The sequence below is a fragment of the Paracoccus sp. DMF genome (assembly GCF_004407025.1).
GTDB classification, from domain to species: Bacteria; Pseudomonadota; Alphaproteobacteria; order Rhodobacterales; family Rhodobacteraceae; genus Paracoccus; species Paracoccus aminovorans_B.
Map to the genome: position 1 here is coordinate 58,479 of NZ_SOKV02000002.1, position 19,597 is coordinate 78,075.

Consider the following 19,597-nt stretch of genomic DNA (forward strand, 5'->3'; position numbering starts at 1 on the left):
GGGTAAGAGATGAATCCTGCATCGACCATGGCGGCGCCGGTCCCGGCGCCTTTCGCGGCCCAGCTGCACGCCCGGCTGCGCCAGCGCATCGTCGGCTGCGAACTGTCCCCCGGCACCCGGCTTTCGGAACAGGAGATCGCCGACCAGTACCAGCTGTCGCGCCAGCCGGTGCGCGAGGCCTTCATCCGCCTGACCGGCGACGGGCTGATCGAGGTTCGCCCGCAGCGCGGCACCTTCGTCACCCGCATCGACCTGGAATGGGTGCTCTGCACCCGCTTCATCCGCGAATCGGTCGAGGCCGACCTGGCCCGCCGCGCCGCCCGTCGCGCCACGCCGGCCCAGCTGCAGGCGCTGTTCGCCCAGATCGCGCAGCAGGAACAGGCCGCCGATACCGCGCAGCTCGCCCGCTTGGACGAGGAGTTCCACGCCCAACTCGCCGCCATCGCCGGCAAGGCGATGGTCTGGACGCATCTGCAGCAGATCAAGATCCACCTCGACCGCGCCCGCCACCTGCTGACGGCGCTGATCGCCCGCGACGCCATCATCGCGCAGCATCGCGCCGTGGCCGAGGCGGTGGCCTCGGGCGATCCCGACCGGGCCGAGGCGGCGATCCGGCTGCACCTGCGCCGGGTGCTGCGCGACCTGCCCGCGCTGCTCGACCTGTCGCCGGACTATTTCACCAAGACCGCGCTGCTGGCCGAATACCTGGAAGCCGAGGGCTGAGCCCGGCCTTCACTGTTTCACAAATACTCCTGCGACGGCGCGCGCGACGCGATGCCTCAGCCGCGCCCCACCAAGGGCATGTTGGTCGCCATCACCGTCATGTGCAGCACGTTCGCGCCCTCGGGCAGGCTCGCCATGTGGAACACCGCATCCGCGACATGGGCCGCGTCCATCAGCGGCTCGGCCCGGATCTGGCCATCGGCCTGCGGCGCACCGACGTGGCCCACCGCCGAGATCATCCCGGTCGCGGCATTGCCGGCGTCGATCTGGCCGCAGGCGATGTTGAAGGGTCGGCCGTCCAGCGCCAGCGTGCGCGTCAGCCCGGTCACCGCATGTTTCGACATCGTATAGGGCACCGAGCCGGGACGCGGCGCCTCGGCCGCGATCGAGCCATTGTTGATGATGCGCCCGCCCATCGGATCCTGCCGCCGCATCTGGCGAAAGGCGGCGCGGGCGCACAGGAACATGCCGTCGATGTTGACGCGCGCCACGCCCTGCCAGTCCTCCCAGGAAATCTCGTCGATCAGGCGCGAGATCAGGATGGCGCCCGCGTTGTTGAACAGCACGTCCAGCCGGCCCCATTCCGCCACCGCCCCGGCAAAAGCCGCATCCACCGCCTGCGGGTCGGTCACGTCGCAGGGCAGGATCAACGCCCGGGCATCGCCCGCCGCCGTTTCGGCCAAGGCCGATTCGCGCCGGCCGATCAGCCCGACCCGCCAGCCGGCATCAAGGAAACGGCGTGCGGTCAGCCGGCCGATGCCGCTGCCGCCGCCGGTGATCAGGATGGTCTTCATGGTATTCCCCCTTGTCCCGGCGGATGCTAGCGCCGCGCCGGGACAAGGGCCAGCATCACGCTTCGGGATCCCAGCCGCTGATCTGCTTGCTGTCCATGAACTCCTCGAGCCCCCAGACGCCGCCCTCGCGCGCCCGGCCCGAGGCCTTGACCCCGCCGAAGGCCGAGCCGCGTCCGCGCGACTGGCCATTCGTCTCGACCATGCCGGCGCGCAGCTGCCGGGCCAGCCGGTTGCGGCGCTTGCCGTCCTGGGTCTGGACGTAGTTCGTCAGCCCATAGATCGTGTCATTGGCGATGGCGACGGCTTCCTCTTCGCTGTCGAAGGGGATGATCGACAGCACCGGGCCAAAGATCTCCTGCCTTGCGATGGTCATGTCGTTCGTCACATCGGCAAAGACCGTCGGGCGCACGAAATAGCCGCGGTTGACGCCCTCGGGCAGGCCGGGACCGCCAGCGACCAGGCGGGCGCCCTCGTCGATGCCCTTCTGGATCAGGTCCTGGATCTTGTCCCATTGCTGCTTGCTGACCACCGGGCCGATATGCCTGCCGGGCTGGTGCGCGGTGGCGACCGGGGTCTCCTCGGCCACCTTCCTGGCCTGCTCGACGGCGGTGTCGTAGAAGCTGCGCTCGACCAGCATCCGGGTCGGCGCGTTGCAGCTTTGGCCAGAGTTGTAGAAGCAATGCCGCGCGCCGCGCGCCACGGCCTTTTCATCGGCATCGGCAAAGACCAGGTTCGCGCCCTTGCCGCCCAGCTCCAGCACCACCTTCTTGACCGTATCGGCGGCGGCCTTGGTGATGGCGATGCCGGCGCGGGTCGAGCCGGTGAAGCTGATCATCTCGACGTCGGGATGCACCGAAAGCTGGGTGCCGACGCCGACCCCGTCGCCATTCACCATGTTGTAGACGCCCTTGGGCAACCCGGCCTCGTCGATGATCTCGCTCCAGACCACCGAGCTCAGCGGCGCGATCTCGCTGGGCTTCAGCACCACGGTATTGCCGGCCAGGATGGCGGGGATCACCTTCAGCGTGACCTGGTTCATCGGCCAGTTCCAGGGCGTGATCAGCCCGACGACGCCGACCGGCTCCCATGCGACCATGCTGGTGGGCGTGTCGGGATGCAGCGGGCGGATGAATTCGAAGGTGCGGAAGGCGTCGATGAAGGTCTGGATGTGATAGGTGCCGACGCCGACCTGATCCTCCAGCGCCATGTCCTGCGGCGCGCCCATCTCGGCGGTGATGGCATCGGCCATGTCCTGCGCCCGGCGCTTGTAGACCGCGAGGATGTTTTCGACATGGGCCAGCCGTTCCGCCGGCGGCACCGCCGACCAGCCCGGGAAGGCGGCCTTGGCGGCGGCCACGGCGGCATCGGTATCGGGCTGGTCGCCCAGCGAGATCACCGCCACCGGCTCTTCGGTCGAGGGGTCGATGACCTCGAGGTCGCGCGGCGCGGCCGGCTCGACCCAGGCGCCGTCGATGTAGAATTTCCGCTTGTCTGCAATCGCGCTCATGAGCGGCTCCTTTCGGTTTATGGCCGCTAACGTGGCACCGCCGGCCGGGCTTCGCAAGCGGCTCGGGGTGCAGGCCGGCATAACACGACTTGTAAGGTCGTGTTGGCAATCCTTCGCGCATTGCCTATGTTGGGCGGCGAAGCAACTGAAAGGACGGACCCATGTCCCTGCGCATCAACGACATCGCCCCCGATTTCACCGCCAATTCCACCGAGGGAGAGATCCGCTTCCACGACTGGATCGGCGACAGCTATGCGATCCTGTTCTCGCATCCGCGCGATTTCACCCCGGTCTGCACCACCGAATTCGGCGCCGTGGCCCAACTGGTGCCGGAATTCGAGCAGCGCGGCACCAAGGTCCTGGGCGTCTCGGTCGATTCGGTCGAGGACCATGGCAAGTGGAAATCCGACATCGAAAAAGTGGCGGGCGTGCCGGCGAATTTCGCCATCATCGACGACAGCGACCTGACCGTCGCCAAGGCCTATGACATGCTGCCGGCCGACTATTACCTGCCGACCGAGGGCCGCACCCCGGCGCATTCGGCGACAGTGCGCACGGTCTTCATCATCGGGCCGGACAAGAAGGTGCGGCTGACGATGACCTATCCGATGTCGGTGGGCCGCAACTTCGCCGAGATCCTGCGCGCGCTGGACGCGGTGCAGAAGACCGACGGCGTGCCGCTGGCGACGCCGGCGAACTGGGTGCCCGGCCAGGACGTGATCGTGGCGCTGGCGCTGGACGACGCGGCGGCCGAGGCGAAATACGGCGCGCTCGACAAGAAGCTGCCCTATCTGCGCTTCGCGAAGGACCCGGCGTAAGGCCGGGCGACGCCGCGCCTTTCGGGCGCGGCTTTTCACAGGGCAGTCCTGGCGTCTTGCCGCTCGCCGGCGGCAAGCGCGGCGGATGTCGCTGCAATGTTGCCCGGAATGGAAAAGTCCCATATCACGGACCAGTCCCGACCCGGAACGAACGGAGCCCTCGTTGACGACGCCGCCCCGCACGGTCAAGGTTGCCTATGTCACCGACCGCGGCTTTCTCAGGCCGACCCTGGTTTCCGTCTGGAGCCTGCTGCAGCATCTGAAGGGCCCGGCCGAGTTGCACGTCTGGGGCGACGGGTTGCAGGCCGCGGACTGGGCCGATGTCGAAAAGGTCGCTGCGGAAAACCCCCGGGTCGCGCTGCATCGCAGGGACATCGGTAGCGGCTATCTTGATGGCGCGCATGGTCCGCAAAGCTATATCTCGGCCGCCACCATGGGCCGCCTGTTCATTCCGCGCCTCATCGACGGCTATGTGCTCTATATCGACGGCGACACGCTGGTGACCGGCGATGTGTCCGAACTGTTCCGGCTCGACCTGGGCAGGGCCTATGCCGGGGTGGTGCGGGATTACACGGTCGCGCACTGGCTGTCCGATCAGGGTGGACGATCAGGCTCGCGCGAGGAGCGCCTTTCCGAAATCCGGCAGCTGATGGATCCGGCCCCGGTTCAGGATTACTTCAACGCCGGGGTGCTCTTGCTGAATTGCGACGCCCTTCGCGCGGAACCGGCCGTGCTGGAGCGGGTCGCGGATGTCGTCGCCGCCTCCGCCTGCAGCCATGGCGACCAGGACCACCTGAACGCCCTGTTCCGCGGCAATGTCGTCCAGCTGGACCTGGGATGGAACGCATCCTGGGGCCGCATTCGGAAACACCGCGCACATCTGTCGCGCAACGGCACGCCGGCAACCGGCGCCCTGCCCGGCAGGGGATCAGTCATCCTGCACTATCATGGGCCGGAAAAGCCTTGGCGGGCTGCGGGCTGGGATATCTGGTCTTCTCGTGGTCGGGCGACCAGGATCTACAAACGCGCCCTGCGCCGTTTTCTGCGCAGGCATCCCGATCTGCGCCCGACCTGATCGAGACGACACGCATCACGCGCCGCAGAGGCAGGCTTCAGGAGCTGGATTTGACGCAAGACCATCGCCTCCCTTCGCAAGGCAGCCCCGCCCGCGCGCTTCTGGTGGGGCATCTTTCCACCGTGGGCGACGTCGAGGTCCTGCGGCAGATCGAGCGGCGACTCGATGCCCTGGGCATGGATTACGACGTCTCCCCCTATACCGATGCCCGGCTGACCGTGGACCGGTCCTGGCTGGACAAGCACAGGCTGGACCCGCGGCGCTATACGCATCTGATCGTGATCTGCGGGCCCTTCACGCCCCAGATGGCCGTGCAGCACGACAGCATCTTCGGCCGGTTCCAGCATTGCGTGCATATCGGCGTCAACCTGACCATGGTTGAGGGGCTTCAGGACTTCAATCCGTTCGAAGTCCTGCTGGAACGCGACAGCGACAGGACCGTGCGCGCCGACCTGAGCTTCCTTGAAACCCCGGAGCCGATGCCGGTCGTTGGCCTGTGCCTTGCCAGCCCGCAGCGCGAATATGGCGCGCGTCGCCGTGGCGATCTGGCAGCCCAGAGGCTGCGCCGCCTGATCCGGGATGCCGGCGTGGCCTTCATCGAGCTGGACACGTCCGTGCCCGTCGAAACCAACCGCTTCGGCCTGTCCAGCGGCGCCGAGTTCGAGGCGATCTGCCGCCGGCTTGATGCCATGCTGACGACAAGGCTTCATGGCATGGTGCTGGCGCTCAAGAACGGCATTCCGACGCTGGCGATCGACCCGGTGGCCGGGGGCGACAAGGTCACACGCCAGGCGCAGGAACTGGGCTGGCCCGAGGTATTCGACGCTGACGCCGCAAGCGATGACGATCTCGCGGCCGCGCTTGCGCGTTGCCTTTCCCCGGAAGCCCGCGAAAGGGCGGCGCGCATCCGGGACGCGGCGGTTGCGTCGCTTGCGGATTTCGACGCGCAGTTTGCCGCTGCGCTGACGGCTCCCGCCGATCCGGCGCTGCGTGCGGATCTCGTGCCGCCGGTCGGCCGGATGCAGGCCTGGCGCAAGCGGTTCAAGGCCTGGAAGCGCGCGCGAAGAAACCGGCGTCCCTAGGCTCCGATCCGTTCCATTGCGGGCGCAGCGCCGGCAGCAATGAAAAAGGCCCCGCAAACGCGGGGCCTTTTCGGAACCGCCGGCCGATCACTCGGCCTGCGCGTCCTCTTTCTTCTCGGGGGCGATTTCCTCGCCGGTCTCCTGGTCGACCATCTTCATGCCCAGGCGGACCTTGCCGCGGTCGTCGAAGCCCAGCAGCTTGACCTTGACCTCCTGGCCTTCCTTCAGGATCTCGTTCGGATGGTTCAGGCGCTTAGAGGCGATCTGGGACACATGCACCAGGCCGTCGCGCTTGCCGAAGAAGTTCACGAAGGCGCCGAAATCGACCAGCTTGACGACCTTGCCGGTGTAGATCTTGCCCTCTTCCGGCTCGGCCACGATCGAATAGATCATGTCATAGGCCTTCTTGATCGAATCGGCATTGGCCGAAGCGATCTTGATGACGCCGTCGTCGTTGATGTCGACCTTGGCGCCGGAAACCTCGACGATCTCGCGGATGACCTTGCCGCCCGAGCCGATCACTTCGCGGATCTTGTCGGTCGGGATGGTCATGGTCTCGATGCGCGGGGCATGGGCGCTGAACTCGCGCCGGCCTTCGGTCAGGGCCTTCGACATCTCGCCCAGGATGTGCATCCGGCCGTCCTTGGCTTGCGCCAGGGCCTGCTCCATGATCGCCGGGGTGATGCCCGCGACCTTGATGTCCATCTGCAGCGAGGTGATGCCGTTTTCGGTGCCGGCGACCTTGAAGTCCATGTCGCCAAGGTGATCCTCATCGCCCAGGATGTCGGTCAGCACGGCATAGCGGCCGTCGTCTTCCAGGATCAGGCCCATGGCGACGCCGGCGACCGGCGCCTTCAGCGGCACGCCCGCATCCATCATCGACAGCGAGCCGCCGCAGACCGAAGCCATCGAGGACGAGCCGTTCGATTCGGTGATCTCGCTGACCACGCGGATGGTATAGGGGAAGTCGGTCGCGGCCGGCAGCACGGCTTGCAGCGCGCGCCAGGCGAGCTTGCCATGGCCGATCTCGCGGCGGCCCGGGCTGCCGACGCGGCCAACCTCGCCCACCGAATAGGGCGGGAAGTTGTAGTGCAGCAGGAAGTTCGAGCGCGAGTTGCCGTGCAGCGCGTCGATGATCTGTTCGTCGTCGCCGGTGCCCAGCGTGGTCACGACCAGCGCCTGGGTCTCGCCGCGGGTGAACAGCGCCGAGCCATGGGTGCGCGGCAGGATGCCGACTTCGCTGTCGATGGCGCGCACGGTCTTGTTGTCGCGGCCGTCGATGCGGGCGCCGCCGTTGATGATGTCACCGCGCAGGATGCCCGATTCCAGCTTCTTCAGCGCCGAGCCCAGGTTCGGGTCCAGCAGCTCTTCCTCGGTCAGGCCGGCCTTGATCGCGGCCTTGCTGGCCTCGATGGCGTCGTGGCGGTCGCCCTTGTCGCGGATGGCATAGGCGGCGCGCATCTGGTCCTCGCCCAGCGACTTCACGCGGGCGTAAAGCGCGCTGTAGTCCGGCGACTGGAAGTCGAAGGGCTCTTTCGCGGCCACTTCGGCCAGCGCGATGATCAGGTCGATGACCGGCTGCATCTGCTCATGGCCGAATTTCACCGCGCCGAGCATCTCTTCCTCGGTCAGCTCATAGGCTTCCGATTCGACCATCATCACGGCGTCTTTCGTGCCGGCGACGACCAGGTCCAGGCGCTGCTCGGGGTTCGAGCGCAGGTGGTCCATGTCCTGAACCTCGGGGTTCAGCACGTATTCGCCATTGGCGAAACCGACGCGCGCGGCGCCGATCGGACCCATGAACGGCACGCCCGAGATGGTCAGCGCGGCCGAGGCGGCGATCATCGCCACGATGTCCGGATCGTTGACCAGGTCATGCGACAGCACGGTGCACATCACCAGGACTTCGTTCTTGAAGCCGGGGGCGAACAGCGGGCGGCAGGGGCGGTCGATCAGGCGCGCGGTCAGCGTCTCTTTCTCGCTCGGGCGCGCCTCGCGCTTGAAGAAGCCGCCCGGGATCTTGCCGGCGGCGTAGTATTTTTCCTGGTAGTGCACCGTCAGCGGGAAGAAGTCCTGCCCGGGTTTCGGTTCCTTCGCGAAGGTCACGTTGGCCATGACGCTGGTTTCGCCCAGGGTGGCGATGACCGAGCCGTCGGCCTGGCGGGCAACCTTGCCCGTTTCCAGCGTCAGCGTTTCCTGACCCCACTGGATGGATTTCTTGACTTCGTCAAAATGCATCTGATTTCCTCTGGGAGCGACCGGCCCTCCGGCCTCCCGTGTCTATGGCGGCCCCATTGCCGCCCGCCCCTATCCTTGCGCATGTGCCCCGGGGCTGGGGGCGTCACGTCACAGATGGGGCCCCATACAGGAAAACAGGGGCTGTGAAAAGTGTTTTGGCGGGGTCCGCCCGCACCGGCCGTGCCATGGCGGCCCGCCGCCCAGGGCGCTGCGTCCCACCCGGCGCCGGGCGGGACGCGCCGGATCATGCGACCAGCAGCGCGGGGCGCGTGCTGGCTTCGGCGGTCGCTTCGGCGGTCTCGGCGCGCTTTTCGGCCTGAACGGTGGCGTGCTTCTCTGCCGCCTCGGTCAGGGTGGAGGCGAGGTTGAGCATCCGCTCCTGCTGCAACGCCTTGATCGCCATGGCGCGGGCATGGTCCTCATCCGACCAGGCATCCGCGGCCTGCGTGACCAAGCCGCTGTCGGCGGCCTGGGCGGCTTCCGCCGACGCAGAGCCGGCGCTGGTCCCGGACCGGCCGGTCGAGGCAGGTAGGGTCTGCGCGGTCGAGCCCGCGGCGACGGCCGACGCATCCGCGGCCTGCGACGCCGTGTCGAGCTGTGCCTTGGTGCCGGCAGCCGCGTTCGTCCCAGCGGCCGCTTCCTGCTCGGCGACAAGAACCACGGCCGCCGTGGCAGGCGCGGGCTCGGCTTCCACCATCGCCGCCGGCACGTCCGGTATCGCGGCCGGCGGGGGCGGCGGCGGATAGGCAGCCACCGGCGGCGCGGCATCTGCCGCTTTTTCCGGGTCGTTCAGGTCGATGCGGTCCTGGCTGACATCCGTGATCGGCGTGCTGCCTTGCGGCGCCGGCGCCTGGTTCTGCGGGCTGTTCTGGGCCGTGCTTTGGTCGGTGCGCACGCCCGTCAGCCCGGTGAGCGTGGAATTCAAGACACTCGTCAATAATCCTAACGGCATTGGCCATTCTCCTGTTTACGCAGGATTAGCCAATATCGAAATCAGGTCAGCTTCCAGAAGGAACTATGGCGAATTTTATCCTTCGGCCGTTCGGCTCGACTGGCCCCAGCCACAAAGAAAAACGCCCGCGGCATGGCCCCGGGCGTCCGTCTGTCAGCTGCGAGAGACGCCTTAGCGGCGCAGGCCGAGCTTGCCGATCAGGTCGGTATAGCGGGCTTCGTCCTTGCGCTTCAGATAGTCCAGCAGCTTGCGGCGCTGCGCGACCAGCTTCAGCAGACCACGACGCGAATGGTTGTCTTTCTTGTGGGTCTTGAAGTGCTCGGTCAGGGTGGCGATGCGCGACGACAGGATGGCGACCTGGACCTCGGGCGAGCCGGTGTCGCCTTTCTTGGTCGCGAATTCGCTCATCACGCGGTTCTTTTCCTCGACGGTGATCGACATCGGGGTCTCCTTTCGAAGTCAAAGGGTTATGGCTCCGGCCGGGATGTCGTCCAGCGCAGGCCCATGGAGAGATCCACCGGATTCGGTCCAGCGGATGCGCGGCTATAGGCGGAATCGGCGGGAAAGGAAAGGCTTTTCTCGGCCCTGCCGGTCAGGCGGCGGGCCGGATCGCCGTCAGGGTGATGTCGCCGACCCGCAGTCCCTGCACCCCCAGCAGCTTGCCCACGGCCAGCCCGTCCATGCGCACCAGGGTCGAGCCGTCCGGGTGCAGGTCCAGCGTCACCTCGGGCGGGATGCCGTCGCCGTCATCCTCATAGCGCAGTTCAAGCCGGTCCTGGTCCGGGTCGAAGTCGCCGATCACCGGCACGGTCTCGCCCGGATCCTCCAGCGCCGGATCGGGGGCGTCCAGCTGGAACAGGTCCTCGCCCTCGCCGCCCTCGGCGAAATCGCCGGCGCCGGCCATCAGCGTGTCATGGCCGGCGCCGCCATGCAGCCAGGCCGCGTCGGGACGGGCCGAGCCGATCAGCAGGTCGTCGCCCTCGCCGCCGTCCAGGTCGTCGGTGCCGCGGCCGGCGACCAGCGTGTCGTTGCCGGCATTGCCGGTGATCCAGTCGTCGCCCTCGCCGCCGGTCAGGCTGTCGTCACCCTCGCCGCCGAAGATCGTGTCGTCGCCGGCGCCGCCATGCACGGTGTCATGGCCGCCCTGGCCGGCCAGGGAATCGTCGCCGGCGCCGCCTTCGATCGAATCGTCGCCGCCCTCGCCATAATCGCCGTCGCCATAGATCCAGTCGGTGCCGTCGCCGCCCAGCAGCGTGTCGTCGCCCAGGCCGCCGTGCAGGTCGTCATTGCCGCCGAAGCCGCTGAGCCGGTCGTCGTATTCGCTGCCGGCGAGCCAGTCCGAACCCTCGGTGCCCTCGGTCTCGACGCCCTCGGGGTCGTCATCCGGATCCGGCTCGACGGGGCCGGGAGTGTCGGGATCTTCCTCGCCCGGCTCGGGCCGGGTCGAACTGACATCGACCGCCAGCCCGACCACGAGCATGCTCAACAGACTTCCAAGAAGCAACATGGCGGCACCAGACAACCGAATCATACAACCTTTACGGGCAGAGTAGCGGCTGACACCTGGCTCCGCATCCTGTTTGTTAAGAGAGGGTTAATTCCACGCCGCCGCCGTCGCCAATGCGGCCATGGCGCGGGCGCGGCCCGGTCCGGCAACCGCCTCTCGGGAAGCCTTGAACGCAGAGCGCGGCGGATGCTGGCGCAGGGCCATCGGGCGCCGCCGGCCCAGGCGAGCCGATTCACGGACCGCGTGCGTCCAGACCCAGGCGCGGGTCCGGATCTCGCAGCGCAATCGTTTCGGCGCTGGAGAGCGTTCCAGGGAGGCGCCGGCGATGCAACCGCGCGGGCTGCATATGCAGGCCAATGAGCCGCGGAAAGCCGCGCTCGCGTTGGCGGCAGATGAGGCGCGGCTCAGCCGTAGTCGCGCGCGCCGAAGATCGCGCTGCCGACGCGGACATGGGTGGCGCCCTCGGCGATGGCGGTTTCGAAATCGGCGCTCATGCCCATCGAGAGGCCGCCCAGCCCGTTCCGCGCCGCGATGGCGCGCAGCGCGCGGAAATGCGGGGTGGCGTCCTGATCCTCGGGCGGGATGCACATCAGGCCTTGAACGTCCAGGTCCAGCGCCCGGCAGTCGGCGATGAACCCGTCTGCCGCGTCGGGCAGGATGCCGGCCTTTTGCGGCTCGGAGCCGGTGTTCACCTGCACGAAAAGCTGCGGACAGCGCCCGGCCGCCTGCACCTGCCGCGCCAGCTTCTGCGCCAGCGAGGGGCGATCGAGCGTATGGATGGCGTCGAAAAGCTGCAGCGCCGGCTTCAGCTTGTTGGTCTGCAAGGGCCCGATCATGTGCAGCTCGACCCCAGGGAAACGGTCGCGCCAGGCGGGCCATTTTCCTGCCGCCTCCTGCACGTAATTCTCGCCGAAGACGCGCTGGCCGGCAGCCAGCACGGCCTCGACCCGCTCGGGCGGCTGCACCTTGCTGACGGCGATCAGCGTCACCGCGCCCGGCGTGCGGCCGGCGGCGGATTCGGCCGCGGCGATGCGGCGCCTGATGTTATCCAGTCCCATGGGCGGCATGATTCGCAAAAGAAAAGAGCGGGCGCAAGGCCCGCTCTTTCGCATTCCGGTTCTGACGGATCAGAACTTAAACTTCACACCGATGTCGGCGACCGTGTCGTCCAGGTAGTCGGTGTCGATGATGCCACCGGCCAGAACGGCACCGCCGCCCAGGTCGTAGTCGGCGCCGATGCCAAACGAGTCATAGCTCTCGCTGCCGCCACCGATCAGGTCGTATTTGTCTTTGCGGTAGAAGCCCTCGACCAGGATGGCGTCCATTTGATAGGTAGCACCCAGACCGATGGTCTCTTCCAGAGTGGCGTCGACCGCGAAGCCACCGACGATGAACTCGTCGTCGCCCAGAACGGGCCCGCTGACGAAGCGATCATCATACTTCAGGTAGGTCGCCATGACCGAGAAGTTGTTGAAGCTCGCACCACCAGCCAGAGCGAGTTCGCTGGCCGAAGCGGTCACCGAGGTGCTGGTCGGATCGAGGTCGTACACGTCAGCTTCCGAGTACGACAGAGCGGCCCACCAGTTGCTGCCTTCGTATTTCACGGCCAGCGAGTACGCAACGCTGTCCGAAGGGACGTCTTCGCCTTCGTCCGAACCCGCCACGCCGTAGGTGCTGTTATTCGAGCCGTCGGTGGCCGAAGCGAAGAACGAGATGTTGTTGACGGTGTATTCGTACAGGATCGTCGGACCCTGGTCTTCGTTCTCACCGTCACCGACGAGGTAGTTGATTTCCTCGATGTCGCCACCGAATTCGCCGTCGGTGTAGCCGACCTCGGGCAGGTCGCCGATCGCGGCTTCCGCAGCGCCGACCACGTCGCCCATCGACAGTTTGCCATAGGTGCCGGAAATCCAGACCGCACCAGCGGTGCCGCGCGCAGCCGAACGCTCCGACCCAGCGTAGCCAGCGGTGTAGTCGCTTTCCTGGTCAACGCGGAAGGCGCCGCCGAAGGACAGGCCGGCATCCGATTCACCGGTCAGGGTGAAGGTCACGCGGGCACGGCTGCTGAACTGCGCGTCGTTGCCGTCATAGATCATACCCATGCGGCCGTCGCCCGAAACGGCGACTTCGGCAGCGGCAACACCGGCGGTCATGACCAGCGCGGTGGTGGCGAAAAGAACCTTTTTCATGGTTTTCCCTCTTGTCTCTCTCGTGTGCCCCAGCCAGAGAACCGACCGAGGTATAGGCAGTTGTGTCGCCCTTTCCCCCCTGCATTGCAACGGAATCGCATCGGCTTAGCCCGTTTCGGGCCTGCTGTGATGCACAAGGGCCACAGTCCGTTGCAGCCCGGGCAAGCGCGTCCGCAAGGCCGCGCCGGCACGGTTTTCGCAGCCCCTACGCGCGCGTGCCATATCACCCGCCTTGCGGCTCGCGGCACGACCCGGCGGGCGGCGGCGCGGCCTCTCTTGTGGCAAGGGGCGGAATTGCGCTATGGCTCGGCCAAGACGATCCGGGGGACACCAGATGACCAGACGCGCCGCACGGCTGACCGCCGCCCTGCTTCTTTCGGCCGGGCTTGCCGCTTGTTCCGGCGGTGGATCGGGCTCGGCCGGATCCGCGACCTCGGGGCCGGGCGGGAACCGGCCGGCGCAGGCCGCGCAGCCGCAGCGGCAATCGACGATCTGGGACCTGTTCTCGAATCGCCGCAATCCGAACGACACGGTGGCGGTGAACAAGTATCTGTGGAACGCCAGCCTCGAGGTGCTGAACTTCCTGCCCATCCAGTCCATCGACCCGTTCACCGGCGTCATCGTCACCGGCTATGGCACGCCTCCGGGCGGCGGGCGGTCCTATCGCGCCACGGTCAACATCACCGACCCGGCGCTGGACGCCCGGGCGCTGAAGCTGTCCTTGCAGGGCGCCGGCGGCGCGGCGGTCGCCCCCGACACCGTGCGCGCGGTCGAGGATGCGATCCTGACCCGCGCCCGGCAGATGCGCGTGCGGGACGGCAAGCTCTAAGCCTTCTGGACCTGCGCACGCGCAAGGGATATGACCCTGCGGGCAATCTGACGCCCGGAGGTTTCCATGCCCTATGATCCCGCAATCAGCGAGCCGCGCTGGCAAAAGGCGTGGGACGACGCGGAGACCTTCCGCGCGGTGCGGGACGAACGGCCCAAGTATTACGTGCTGGAAATGTTCCCCTATCCTTCGGGGCGCATCCACATGGGCCATGTGCGCAACTACACGATGGGCGACGTGGTGGCGCGGTTCAAGCGCGCGCAGGGCTTTTCCGTGCTGCACCCGATGGGCTGGGACGCCTTCGGCATGCCGGCCGAGAACGCGGCGATGGAGCAGGGCGGCCATCCGCGCGACTGGACCTATGGCAATATCGCCACCATGCGCGGCCAGCTGAAGCCCTTGGGCCTGTCCATCGACTGGAGCCGCGAATTCGCCACCTGCGACGACGCCTATGTCGCCCAGCAGCAGGCGCTGTTCCTGGACATGCTGGAGGCCGGGCTGATCACCCGAAAATCGGCGCAGGTGAACTGGGACCCGGTGGACATGACCGTGCTGGCGAACGAGCAGGTGATCGACGGCAAGGGCTGGCGATCCGGCGCTGTGGTCGAGCGCAAGGAACTGACGCAGTGGTTCTTCAAGATCTCTGATTATTCGGACGAGCTGCTGGCGGCGCTGGACGGGCTGGAGGGCTGGCCGGAAAAGGTGCGGCTGATGCAGGCCAACTGGATCGGCAAGTCGCGCGGGCTGCAATTCCGCTTTGATACCGTGGACAGCCCCGATTTCCCGCAGATCGAGGTCTATACCACCCGCCCCGACACGCTGATGGGCGCGAGCTTCGTCGCCCTGTCGCCGGATCATCCGCTGGTCAAGGCGCTGGCGGCCAAGGACACGGCCGTCGCGGCTTTCGTCGAGGAATGCCGCAAGATCGGCACCACCGAGGAAGCCATCGAGACCGCGCCGAAGCTGGGCTTCGACACCGGGCTGACCGTGCGCCACCCGCTGGACCCGGATTGGCAATTGCCGATCTGGATCGCGAATTTCGTGCTGATGGATTACGGCACCGGCGCGATCTTCGGCTCTCCGGCGCATGACGAGCGCGACCACGAGTTTGCGACCAAATACCGGCTGCCGATCCGCGCCACCTTCGGCGAAAAGGGCATGACGCTGGAACAGGCCGACGCGCTGGTCGCGGCGGCGCCGTTCGTGCCGCTGAAATCCGAAATCGTGACCTATGTCCGCGGCTTTGCAGGCCACGCCGACCAGACCGGCGAGGCGGCGGTGGATGCCGCCATCGCCCATGCCGAGGCCGCCGGCTATGGCGAGGGCGTGACGAAATTCCGCCTGCGCGACTGGGGCATCTCGCGGCAGCGCTATTGGGGCTGCCCGATCCCGGTGGTGCATTGCGAAAAATGCGGCACCGTGCCCGAGGCCAAGGCGAACCTGCCGGTGCTGCTGCCGCAGGACGTCAGCTTCGACGTGCCCGGCAACCCGCTGGACCGGCATCCGACCTGGCGCAGCGCCACCTGCCCGCAATGCGGCGGCCCGGCCCGGCGCGAGACGGATACCATGGACACTTTTGTCGATTCGTCCTGGTATTACGCCCGCTTCACCTCGCCCCACGCAGCGGTGCCGACCGACCGGCCCGAGACCGATTATTGGATGAACGTGGACCAGTATATCGGCGGCATCGAGCACGCGATCCTGCACCTGCTCTATTCGCGCTTCTTCGCCCGCGCCATGGTCAAGACCGGCCACCTGGCCGAAAGCGCCAAGGAGCCGTTCGACGCGCTCTTCACCCAGGGCATGGTCACGCATGAGATCTACATGACCCGCGACGCGCGCGGCCGCCCGGTCTATCACCTGCCCGAGGACGTGGTGGACGGCAAGCTGGCCGACGGCACCGCGGTCGAGGTGATCCCCTCGGCCAAGATGTCGAAATCCAAGAAGAACGTCGTCGATCCGGTGAACATCGTCGCCAATTTCGGCGCCGATACGGCGCGCTGGTTCATGCTCTCGGACAGCCCGCCCGAGCGGGACGTGGAATGGACCGCCGCCGGGGCCGAGGCGGCGAACCGCTTTCTTGCCCGGGTCTGGCGGCTGGCCGACGAGATCCCCGAGGGCGGCGACGACCCCGATCTGCTGCGCGCCGCGCATCGCGCCATCGACGAGGTGACGAAATCCATCGAGGGCTTCGCCTTCAACAAGGCCGTGGCCAAGCTCTATGAGCTGGCCAATACCATCGGCAAATCCAAGGCCGGCGGCGACAGCCGGCGCGCGGCGCTGCGCATCCTGGCGCAGCTGCTGGCGCCGATGGTGCCGCACCTGGCCGAAGAGGTCTGGGCCAAGGCCGGCGGCCAGGGCATGGTCGTCGATGCGCCCTGGCCCAAGGCGGACCCGGCGCTGCTGGTCTCGGATTCGGTGGTGCTGCCGATCCAGATCAACGGCAAGCGCCGGGCCGAGATCGAGGTGCCGAAGGACATGCCGAAAGAGCAGATCGAGGCGCTGGTCATGGCCGACGAGACCGTGCTGCGCTTCATGGAGGGCGCGCCGGTCAAGAAGCTGATCGTGGTGCCGGGGCGGATCGTCAATGTCGTGGTCTAGGCGCAGCGTGATCCTGGCCGCCCTGCCGCTGGCCGCCTGCGGCTTTTCCCCGGTCTATGGGCCCGAGGGCGTGGGCGGCAAGCTGTTCGGCCAGGTCCGCACCGCCGACCCAAAGACGCCGGACGATTTCAGCTTTGCCGGTCGCATCGCCGAGCGGCTGGGACCGGACAGCAACCCGCGCTTCGCGCTGGATTACCGGCTGCGCATCGCCGTGGTGCCGCAGGCCATCACCCCGGACGAGATCACCACGCGCTATGCGCTGAACGGCAGCGCGGATTTCGTGCTGACCGAGCAGGCTTCGGGCAAGGTGGTGACGCGGGGGCAGGTCAGCAGCTTCACCTCCTACTCCACCACCGGCACCACCATCGCCACCATGGCGGCGGAACAGGACGCGCATGAGCGGCTGGCGCGGATGCTGGCCGACCAGGTGGTGACGCGGCTGATGGCCGTGGACCCGGCCGCAGTTCCATGATGCTTGTCCCGTGATCCTGAAGGGCGCCGAGATCGGACGCTACCTGGCGCGGCCCGATCCGACGCGGCCGGCGCTGCTGGTCTATGGCCAGGACGCCATGCGCGTGGCGCTGAAGCGGGCCGAGGCGGTCAAGGCCCTGGTCGGGCCCGGCGCCGAGGAGGAGATGCGCCTGACCCGCATCCCCGGCGCCGATCTGCGCAAGGACCCGGCGGCGCTGCTGGATGCGGTCAAGGCGGTGGGTTTCTTTCCGGGCCAGCGCGTGGTGCTGGTAGATGACACGCCCGACGCGGCTGCGCCGGCGGTGGCCTCGGCGCTGGGCGAATGGCGCGCGGGCGATGCGGTGATCGTGGTGGCGGCGGGGGCCTTGGGGAAATCCTCGGCGCTGAGGAAGCTCTTCGAGCCGCATCCGGCGGCGGTGACCGCGCCGATCTATGACGATCCGCCCGGCGAGGAGGAAATCGAACGCTGGCTGCGCGACGCCGGCCTGCGCGAGGTGCCGCGCGACGCCATGCGCGACCTGATGGCGCTGTCGCGCGCGCTGGACCCCGGCGATTTTCGCCAGACGGTCGAGAAGATCGGGCTTTACAAACATGGCGACGATACGCCCCTGCGCCCGGCCGAAATCGCGCTCTTGGCCCCCGCCACCATCGAGGCCGAGGTGGACGAGCTGATCGACTGCGTCGCCGAGGGCCGGGCCAAGGACTTCGGCCTGCTGATGCGCCGGATCGAGGGCCAGGGCACGGCACCGGTCACCCTGTGCATCGCGGCGCTGCGGCATTTCCGGGCGCTGCATGCCGGCGCCTCGGACCCCGGCGGGCCGGGGGCGGGGATGGCGCGGCTGCGGCCGCCGGTGTTTGGCCCGCGCCGCGACCGGATGATCCGGCAGGCGCAGGACTGGGGCATGCGGGCGCTGGAGGACTCGATCCACCAGCTGATCGAGACCGACCTGCAGCTGCGGTCCTCGTCCAAGGCGCCGGCGATGGCGGTGATGGAGCGGATGCTGCTGCGGCTGTGCATGATGCCGCGCGGCGGGCGCTGATGCAGGCGCTGGTGATCGGCGGCGGCCCGGCCGGGCTGATGGCGGCCGAGGTGCTGGCCGGCAGCGGCGCGCGGGTCGTGGTGGCCGAAGCGATGCCGACCCCGGCGAGGAAATTCCTGATGGCGGGGAAATCCGGGCTGAACCTGACCAGGGCCGAGCCGTTCGCGGATTTTGCGGCGCATTATGGGGGCTCTGCCCCCGTCCTGCGGACTCCCCCGGGGTATTTGCAGAGCAAAGAAATCGGGCCCGAGGCGGTGATGGCCTGGGCGCGCGGGTTGGGGGTGGAGCTGTTCACCGGCTCGACCGGGCGGGTGTTTCCGGTCGGGATGAAGGCCTCGCCGCTGCTGCGGGCCTGGCTGGCGCAGCTGGCGGGCGCAGGCGTCGAGCTGCGGACGCGCTGGCGCTGGAGCGGCTTCGACGGCGACGGCTGGCGCTTCCAGACGCCGGGCGGGGTCGCGGTCTTGCGGCCGCAGGTCGTCGTGCTGGCGCTTGGCGGGGCGAGCTGGCCGCGGCTTGGTTCGGACGCGGCCTGGGTGCCGTGGCTGGCGGCGCGGGGCGTCGCGGTGGCGCCGTTCCGGCCGGCGAACATGGGCTTCCGCGTCGCCTGGTCGGCGCAGATGGCGCGGCATTTCGGCCAGGCAGTCAAGGGCGTGGCGCTGCATGTCGGCGGCCAGGTCGGGCGCGGCGAATGGGTGATCGCCCGGCATGGCATCGAGGGCGGCGGCGTCTATGAGGTCGCGGCCTTGATGCGCGACGGGGCCGAGGCCTTCGTCGACCTGGCGCCCGACGTGGCGGTCGAGGAATTGGCGCGGCGTTTCGTCAGGGCGCCGGCGAAGCTGTCGGTGGGCAACCGGCTGCGGCGGGTGCTGGGCGATCCCTTGCGGGCGGCGCTGCTGATGGAATGGGGCCAGCCGCTGCCGGCCGGGCCCGAGCGGCTGGCCGCCCGCGCCAAGGCGCTGCGGCTGCGCCACGACGGGCCGATGGGGCTGGAGCGGGCGATTTCGTCAGCAGGCGGCATCACCGGCGCGAGCCTGACCGAGCGGCTGGAGCTGCGCGCCCTGCCCGGCGTCTTTGCCGCCGGCGAGATGCTGGACTGGGAGGCGCCGACCGGCGGCTATCTGCTGACCGGCTGCCTGGCCAGCGGCCGGCTGGCGGGCCAGGGCGCCGCCGCCTATCTGGCCGAGGCGCGAAGGTAGCCGGGCCGCGCCCGCATCCGGTCCAGGTAATCCGTCAGCCGGTGCTCGACGATCGGAAAGCGCGCCGTCAGCGCCCAGGTCAGGCAATGCGCCAGGATGATGTCGGGCACGGTCATGCGCTCGCCCATCAGGAAGCCGTCTTCGGCCATGCGATGCACCAGGGTCTTCTGGCTGCGTTCGAATTCCCAGCGCAGCGTGTTCTTGATCGCCGCCAGCCGCATCTCTTCGGGCAGGATGAAGCTGTGCCGCGCCGCGAGCCACAGCGCCGCGTCGAATTCGTCCAGCACGAATTGCGTCAGGCTGTCCTGGCGCGCCCGGTCCAGCGTGCCGGCGGGATGGGTCAGCGCGCCGTGCTTGTCGGCGAGATAGGTCAGGATCGCCGTCGAATCGGTGATCGGCGTGCCATCCGCCACCAGCACCGGCACCTTGCCGGCCGGGTTGAAGGGCGTGACCCTTTCGCTATGCGGGTTCACCGCCAGGTGGTCGTAGGGCTGGCCCAGTTCCTCGAGCATCCACAGCACGCGCAGGGCGCGGCTTTGTGCGGTTCCAATGACTTGATACATGGCGGCCTTTTC

18 protein-coding genes are annotated in these 19,597 nt (G+C 68.0%); 9 read left to right on the top strand and 9 right to left on the bottom strand.

What is annotated here, in order from left to right; genetic code table 11:
• Positions 1 to 9: 9 nt before the first annotated feature.
• The gene (locus tag E3D03_RS01510; RefSeq protein ID WP_263565503.1) at positions 10 to 723 is read left to right on the top strand and encodes a GntR family transcriptional regulator; all 714 of its coding nucleotides are present in this window, start codon (positions 10 to 12) and stop codon (positions 721 to 723) included.
• Positions 724 to 779: 56 nt separating this feature from the next.
• On the opposite strand, the gene E3D03_RS01515 is transcribed toward E3D03_RS01510, so the two are convergent.
• Positions 780 to 1,517, bottom strand: coding sequence for an SDR family oxidoreductase (locus tag E3D03_RS01515; RefSeq protein ID WP_263565504.1), 738 nt, complete (start codon positions 1,515 to 1,517; stop codon positions 780 to 782).
• Between the two features lie 55 nt (positions 1,518 to 1,572).
• A complete protein-coding gene (locus E3D03_RS01520; protein WP_263565621.1) occupies positions 1,573 to 3,015 on the bottom strand; it encodes an aldehyde dehydrogenase family protein in 1,443 nt (480 codons plus the stop codon).
• A 170-nt stretch (positions 3,016 to 3,185) separates the two neighbouring features.
• On the opposite strand from E3D03_RS01520, the gene E3D03_RS01525 reads away from it, so the two are divergent.
• The 3 genes from E3D03_RS01525 (at position 3,186) to E3D03_RS01535 (ending at position 5,999) form a co-directional block, all read left to right on the top strand.
• The gene (locus tag E3D03_RS01525; RefSeq protein WP_263565505.1) at positions 3,186 to 3,842 is read left to right on the top strand and encodes a peroxiredoxin; all 657 of its coding nucleotides are present in this window, start codon (positions 3,186 to 3,188) and stop codon (positions 3,840 to 3,842) included.
• Between the two features lie 163 nt (positions 3,843 to 4,005).
• Positions 4,006 to 4,917: a glycosyltransferase family 8 protein gene (locus E3D03_RS01530; protein WP_263565506.1), complete on the top strand. Its 912-nt coding sequence runs from the start codon at positions 4,006 to 4,008 to the stop codon at positions 4,915 to 4,917.
• The gene (locus tag E3D03_RS01535) at positions 4,806 to 5,999 is read left to right on the top strand and encodes a polysaccharide pyruvyl transferase family protein (RefSeq protein WP_263565507.1); all 1,194 of its coding nucleotides are present in this window, start codon (positions 4,806 to 4,808) and stop codon (positions 5,997 to 5,999) included. Before E3D03_RS01530 ends, E3D03_RS01535 begins: the two co-directional genes overlap by 112 nt.
• Positions 6,000 to 6,086: 87 nt before the next feature.
• Here the strand turns inward: E3D03_RS01535 and pnp are convergent, their stop codons facing one another.
• The 6 genes from pnp to E3D03_RS01565 form a co-directional block, all read right to left on the bottom strand.
• Positions 6,087 to 8,237: a polyribonucleotide nucleotidyltransferase gene (gene pnp, locus E3D03_RS01540; protein WP_017999131.1), complete on the bottom strand. Its 2,151-nt coding sequence runs from the start codon at positions 8,235 to 8,237 to the stop codon at positions 6,087 to 6,089.
• A gap of 244 nt (positions 8,238 to 8,481) precedes the next feature.
• Positions 8,482 to 9,162 (bottom strand): hypothetical protein, encoded by a 681-nt coding sequence (locus E3D03_RS01545; protein ID WP_263565508.1) that lies wholly within the window; start codon positions 9,160 to 9,162, stop codon positions 8,482 to 8,484.
• Positions 9,163 to 9,360: 198 nt separating this feature from the next.
• A complete protein-coding gene (gene rpsO / locus E3D03_RS01550) occupies positions 9,361 to 9,630 on the bottom strand; it encodes a 30S ribosomal protein S15 (RefSeq protein ID WP_017999129.1) in 270 nt (89 codons plus the stop codon).
• Between the two features lie 151 nt (positions 9,631 to 9,781).
• On the bottom strand, positions 9,782 to 10,669 hold the full coding sequence (locus tag E3D03_RS01555; RefSeq protein WP_263565622.1) for a calcium-binding protein: 888 nt from the start codon (positions 10,667 to 10,669) through the stop codon (positions 9,782 to 9,784).
• A 431-nt stretch (positions 10,670 to 11,100) separates the two neighbouring features.
• Positions 11,101 to 11,754, bottom strand: coding sequence for a YggS family pyridoxal phosphate-dependent enzyme (locus E3D03_RS01560; RefSeq protein ID WP_263565509.1), 654 nt, complete (start codon positions 11,752 to 11,754; stop codon positions 11,101 to 11,103).
• Between the two features lie 69 nt (positions 11,755 to 11,823).
• On the bottom strand, positions 11,824 to 12,885 hold the full coding sequence (locus E3D03_RS01565; protein ID WP_263565510.1) for a porin: 1,062 nt from the start codon (positions 12,883 to 12,885) through the stop codon (positions 11,824 to 11,826).
• A 334-nt stretch (positions 12,886 to 13,219) separates the two neighbouring features.
• Here E3D03_RS01565 and E3D03_RS01570 point away from each other — a divergent pair, with 334 nt between their 5' ends.
• The 5 genes from E3D03_RS01570 to E3D03_RS01590 all read left to right on the top strand — a co-directional run bounded on the left by E3D03_RS01570 (position 13,220) and on the right by E3D03_RS01590 (position 19,022).
• The gene (locus E3D03_RS01570) at positions 13,220 to 13,714 is read left to right on the top strand and encodes a DUF3576 domain-containing protein (protein ID WP_263565511.1); all 495 of its coding nucleotides are present in this window, start codon (positions 13,220 to 13,222) and stop codon (positions 13,712 to 13,714) included.
• Between the two features lie 66 nt (positions 13,715 to 13,780).
• A complete protein-coding gene (gene leuS, locus E3D03_RS01575) occupies positions 13,781 to 16,315 on the top strand; it encodes a leucine--tRNA ligase (protein ID WP_263565512.1) in 2,535 nt (844 codons plus the stop codon).
• Positions 16,302 to 16,787, top strand: coding sequence for an LPS assembly lipoprotein LptE (lptE, locus tag E3D03_RS01580; RefSeq protein WP_263565513.1), 486 nt, complete (start codon positions 16,302 to 16,304; stop codon positions 16,785 to 16,787). Before leuS ends, lptE begins: the two co-directional genes overlap by 14 nt.
• Positions 16,788 to 16,797: 10 nt before the next feature.
• Positions 16,798 to 17,826 carry a DNA polymerase III subunit delta gene (gene holA, locus E3D03_RS01585; protein ID WP_263565514.1) on the top strand — a complete coding sequence of 343 codons (1,029 nt, stop codon included), beginning with the start codon at positions 16,798 to 16,800 and terminating at the stop codon, positions 17,824 to 17,826.
• Positions 17,826 to 19,022, top strand: a complete 1,197-nt coding sequence (locus E3D03_RS01590; RefSeq protein WP_263565515.1) for an NAD(P)/FAD-dependent oxidoreductase — start codon at positions 17,826 to 17,828, stop codon at positions 19,020 to 19,022. Before holA ends, E3D03_RS01590 begins: the two co-directional genes overlap by 1 nt.
• Here the strand turns inward: E3D03_RS01590 and E3D03_RS01595 are convergent.
• On the bottom strand, positions 18,998 to 19,585 hold the full coding sequence (locus tag E3D03_RS01595; protein ID WP_062562285.1) for a glutathione S-transferase family protein: 588 nt from the start codon (positions 19,583 to 19,585) through the stop codon (positions 18,998 to 19,000). The genes E3D03_RS01590 and E3D03_RS01595 overlap by 25 nt on opposite strands.
• Positions 19,586 to 19,597 lie beyond the last annotated feature (12 nt).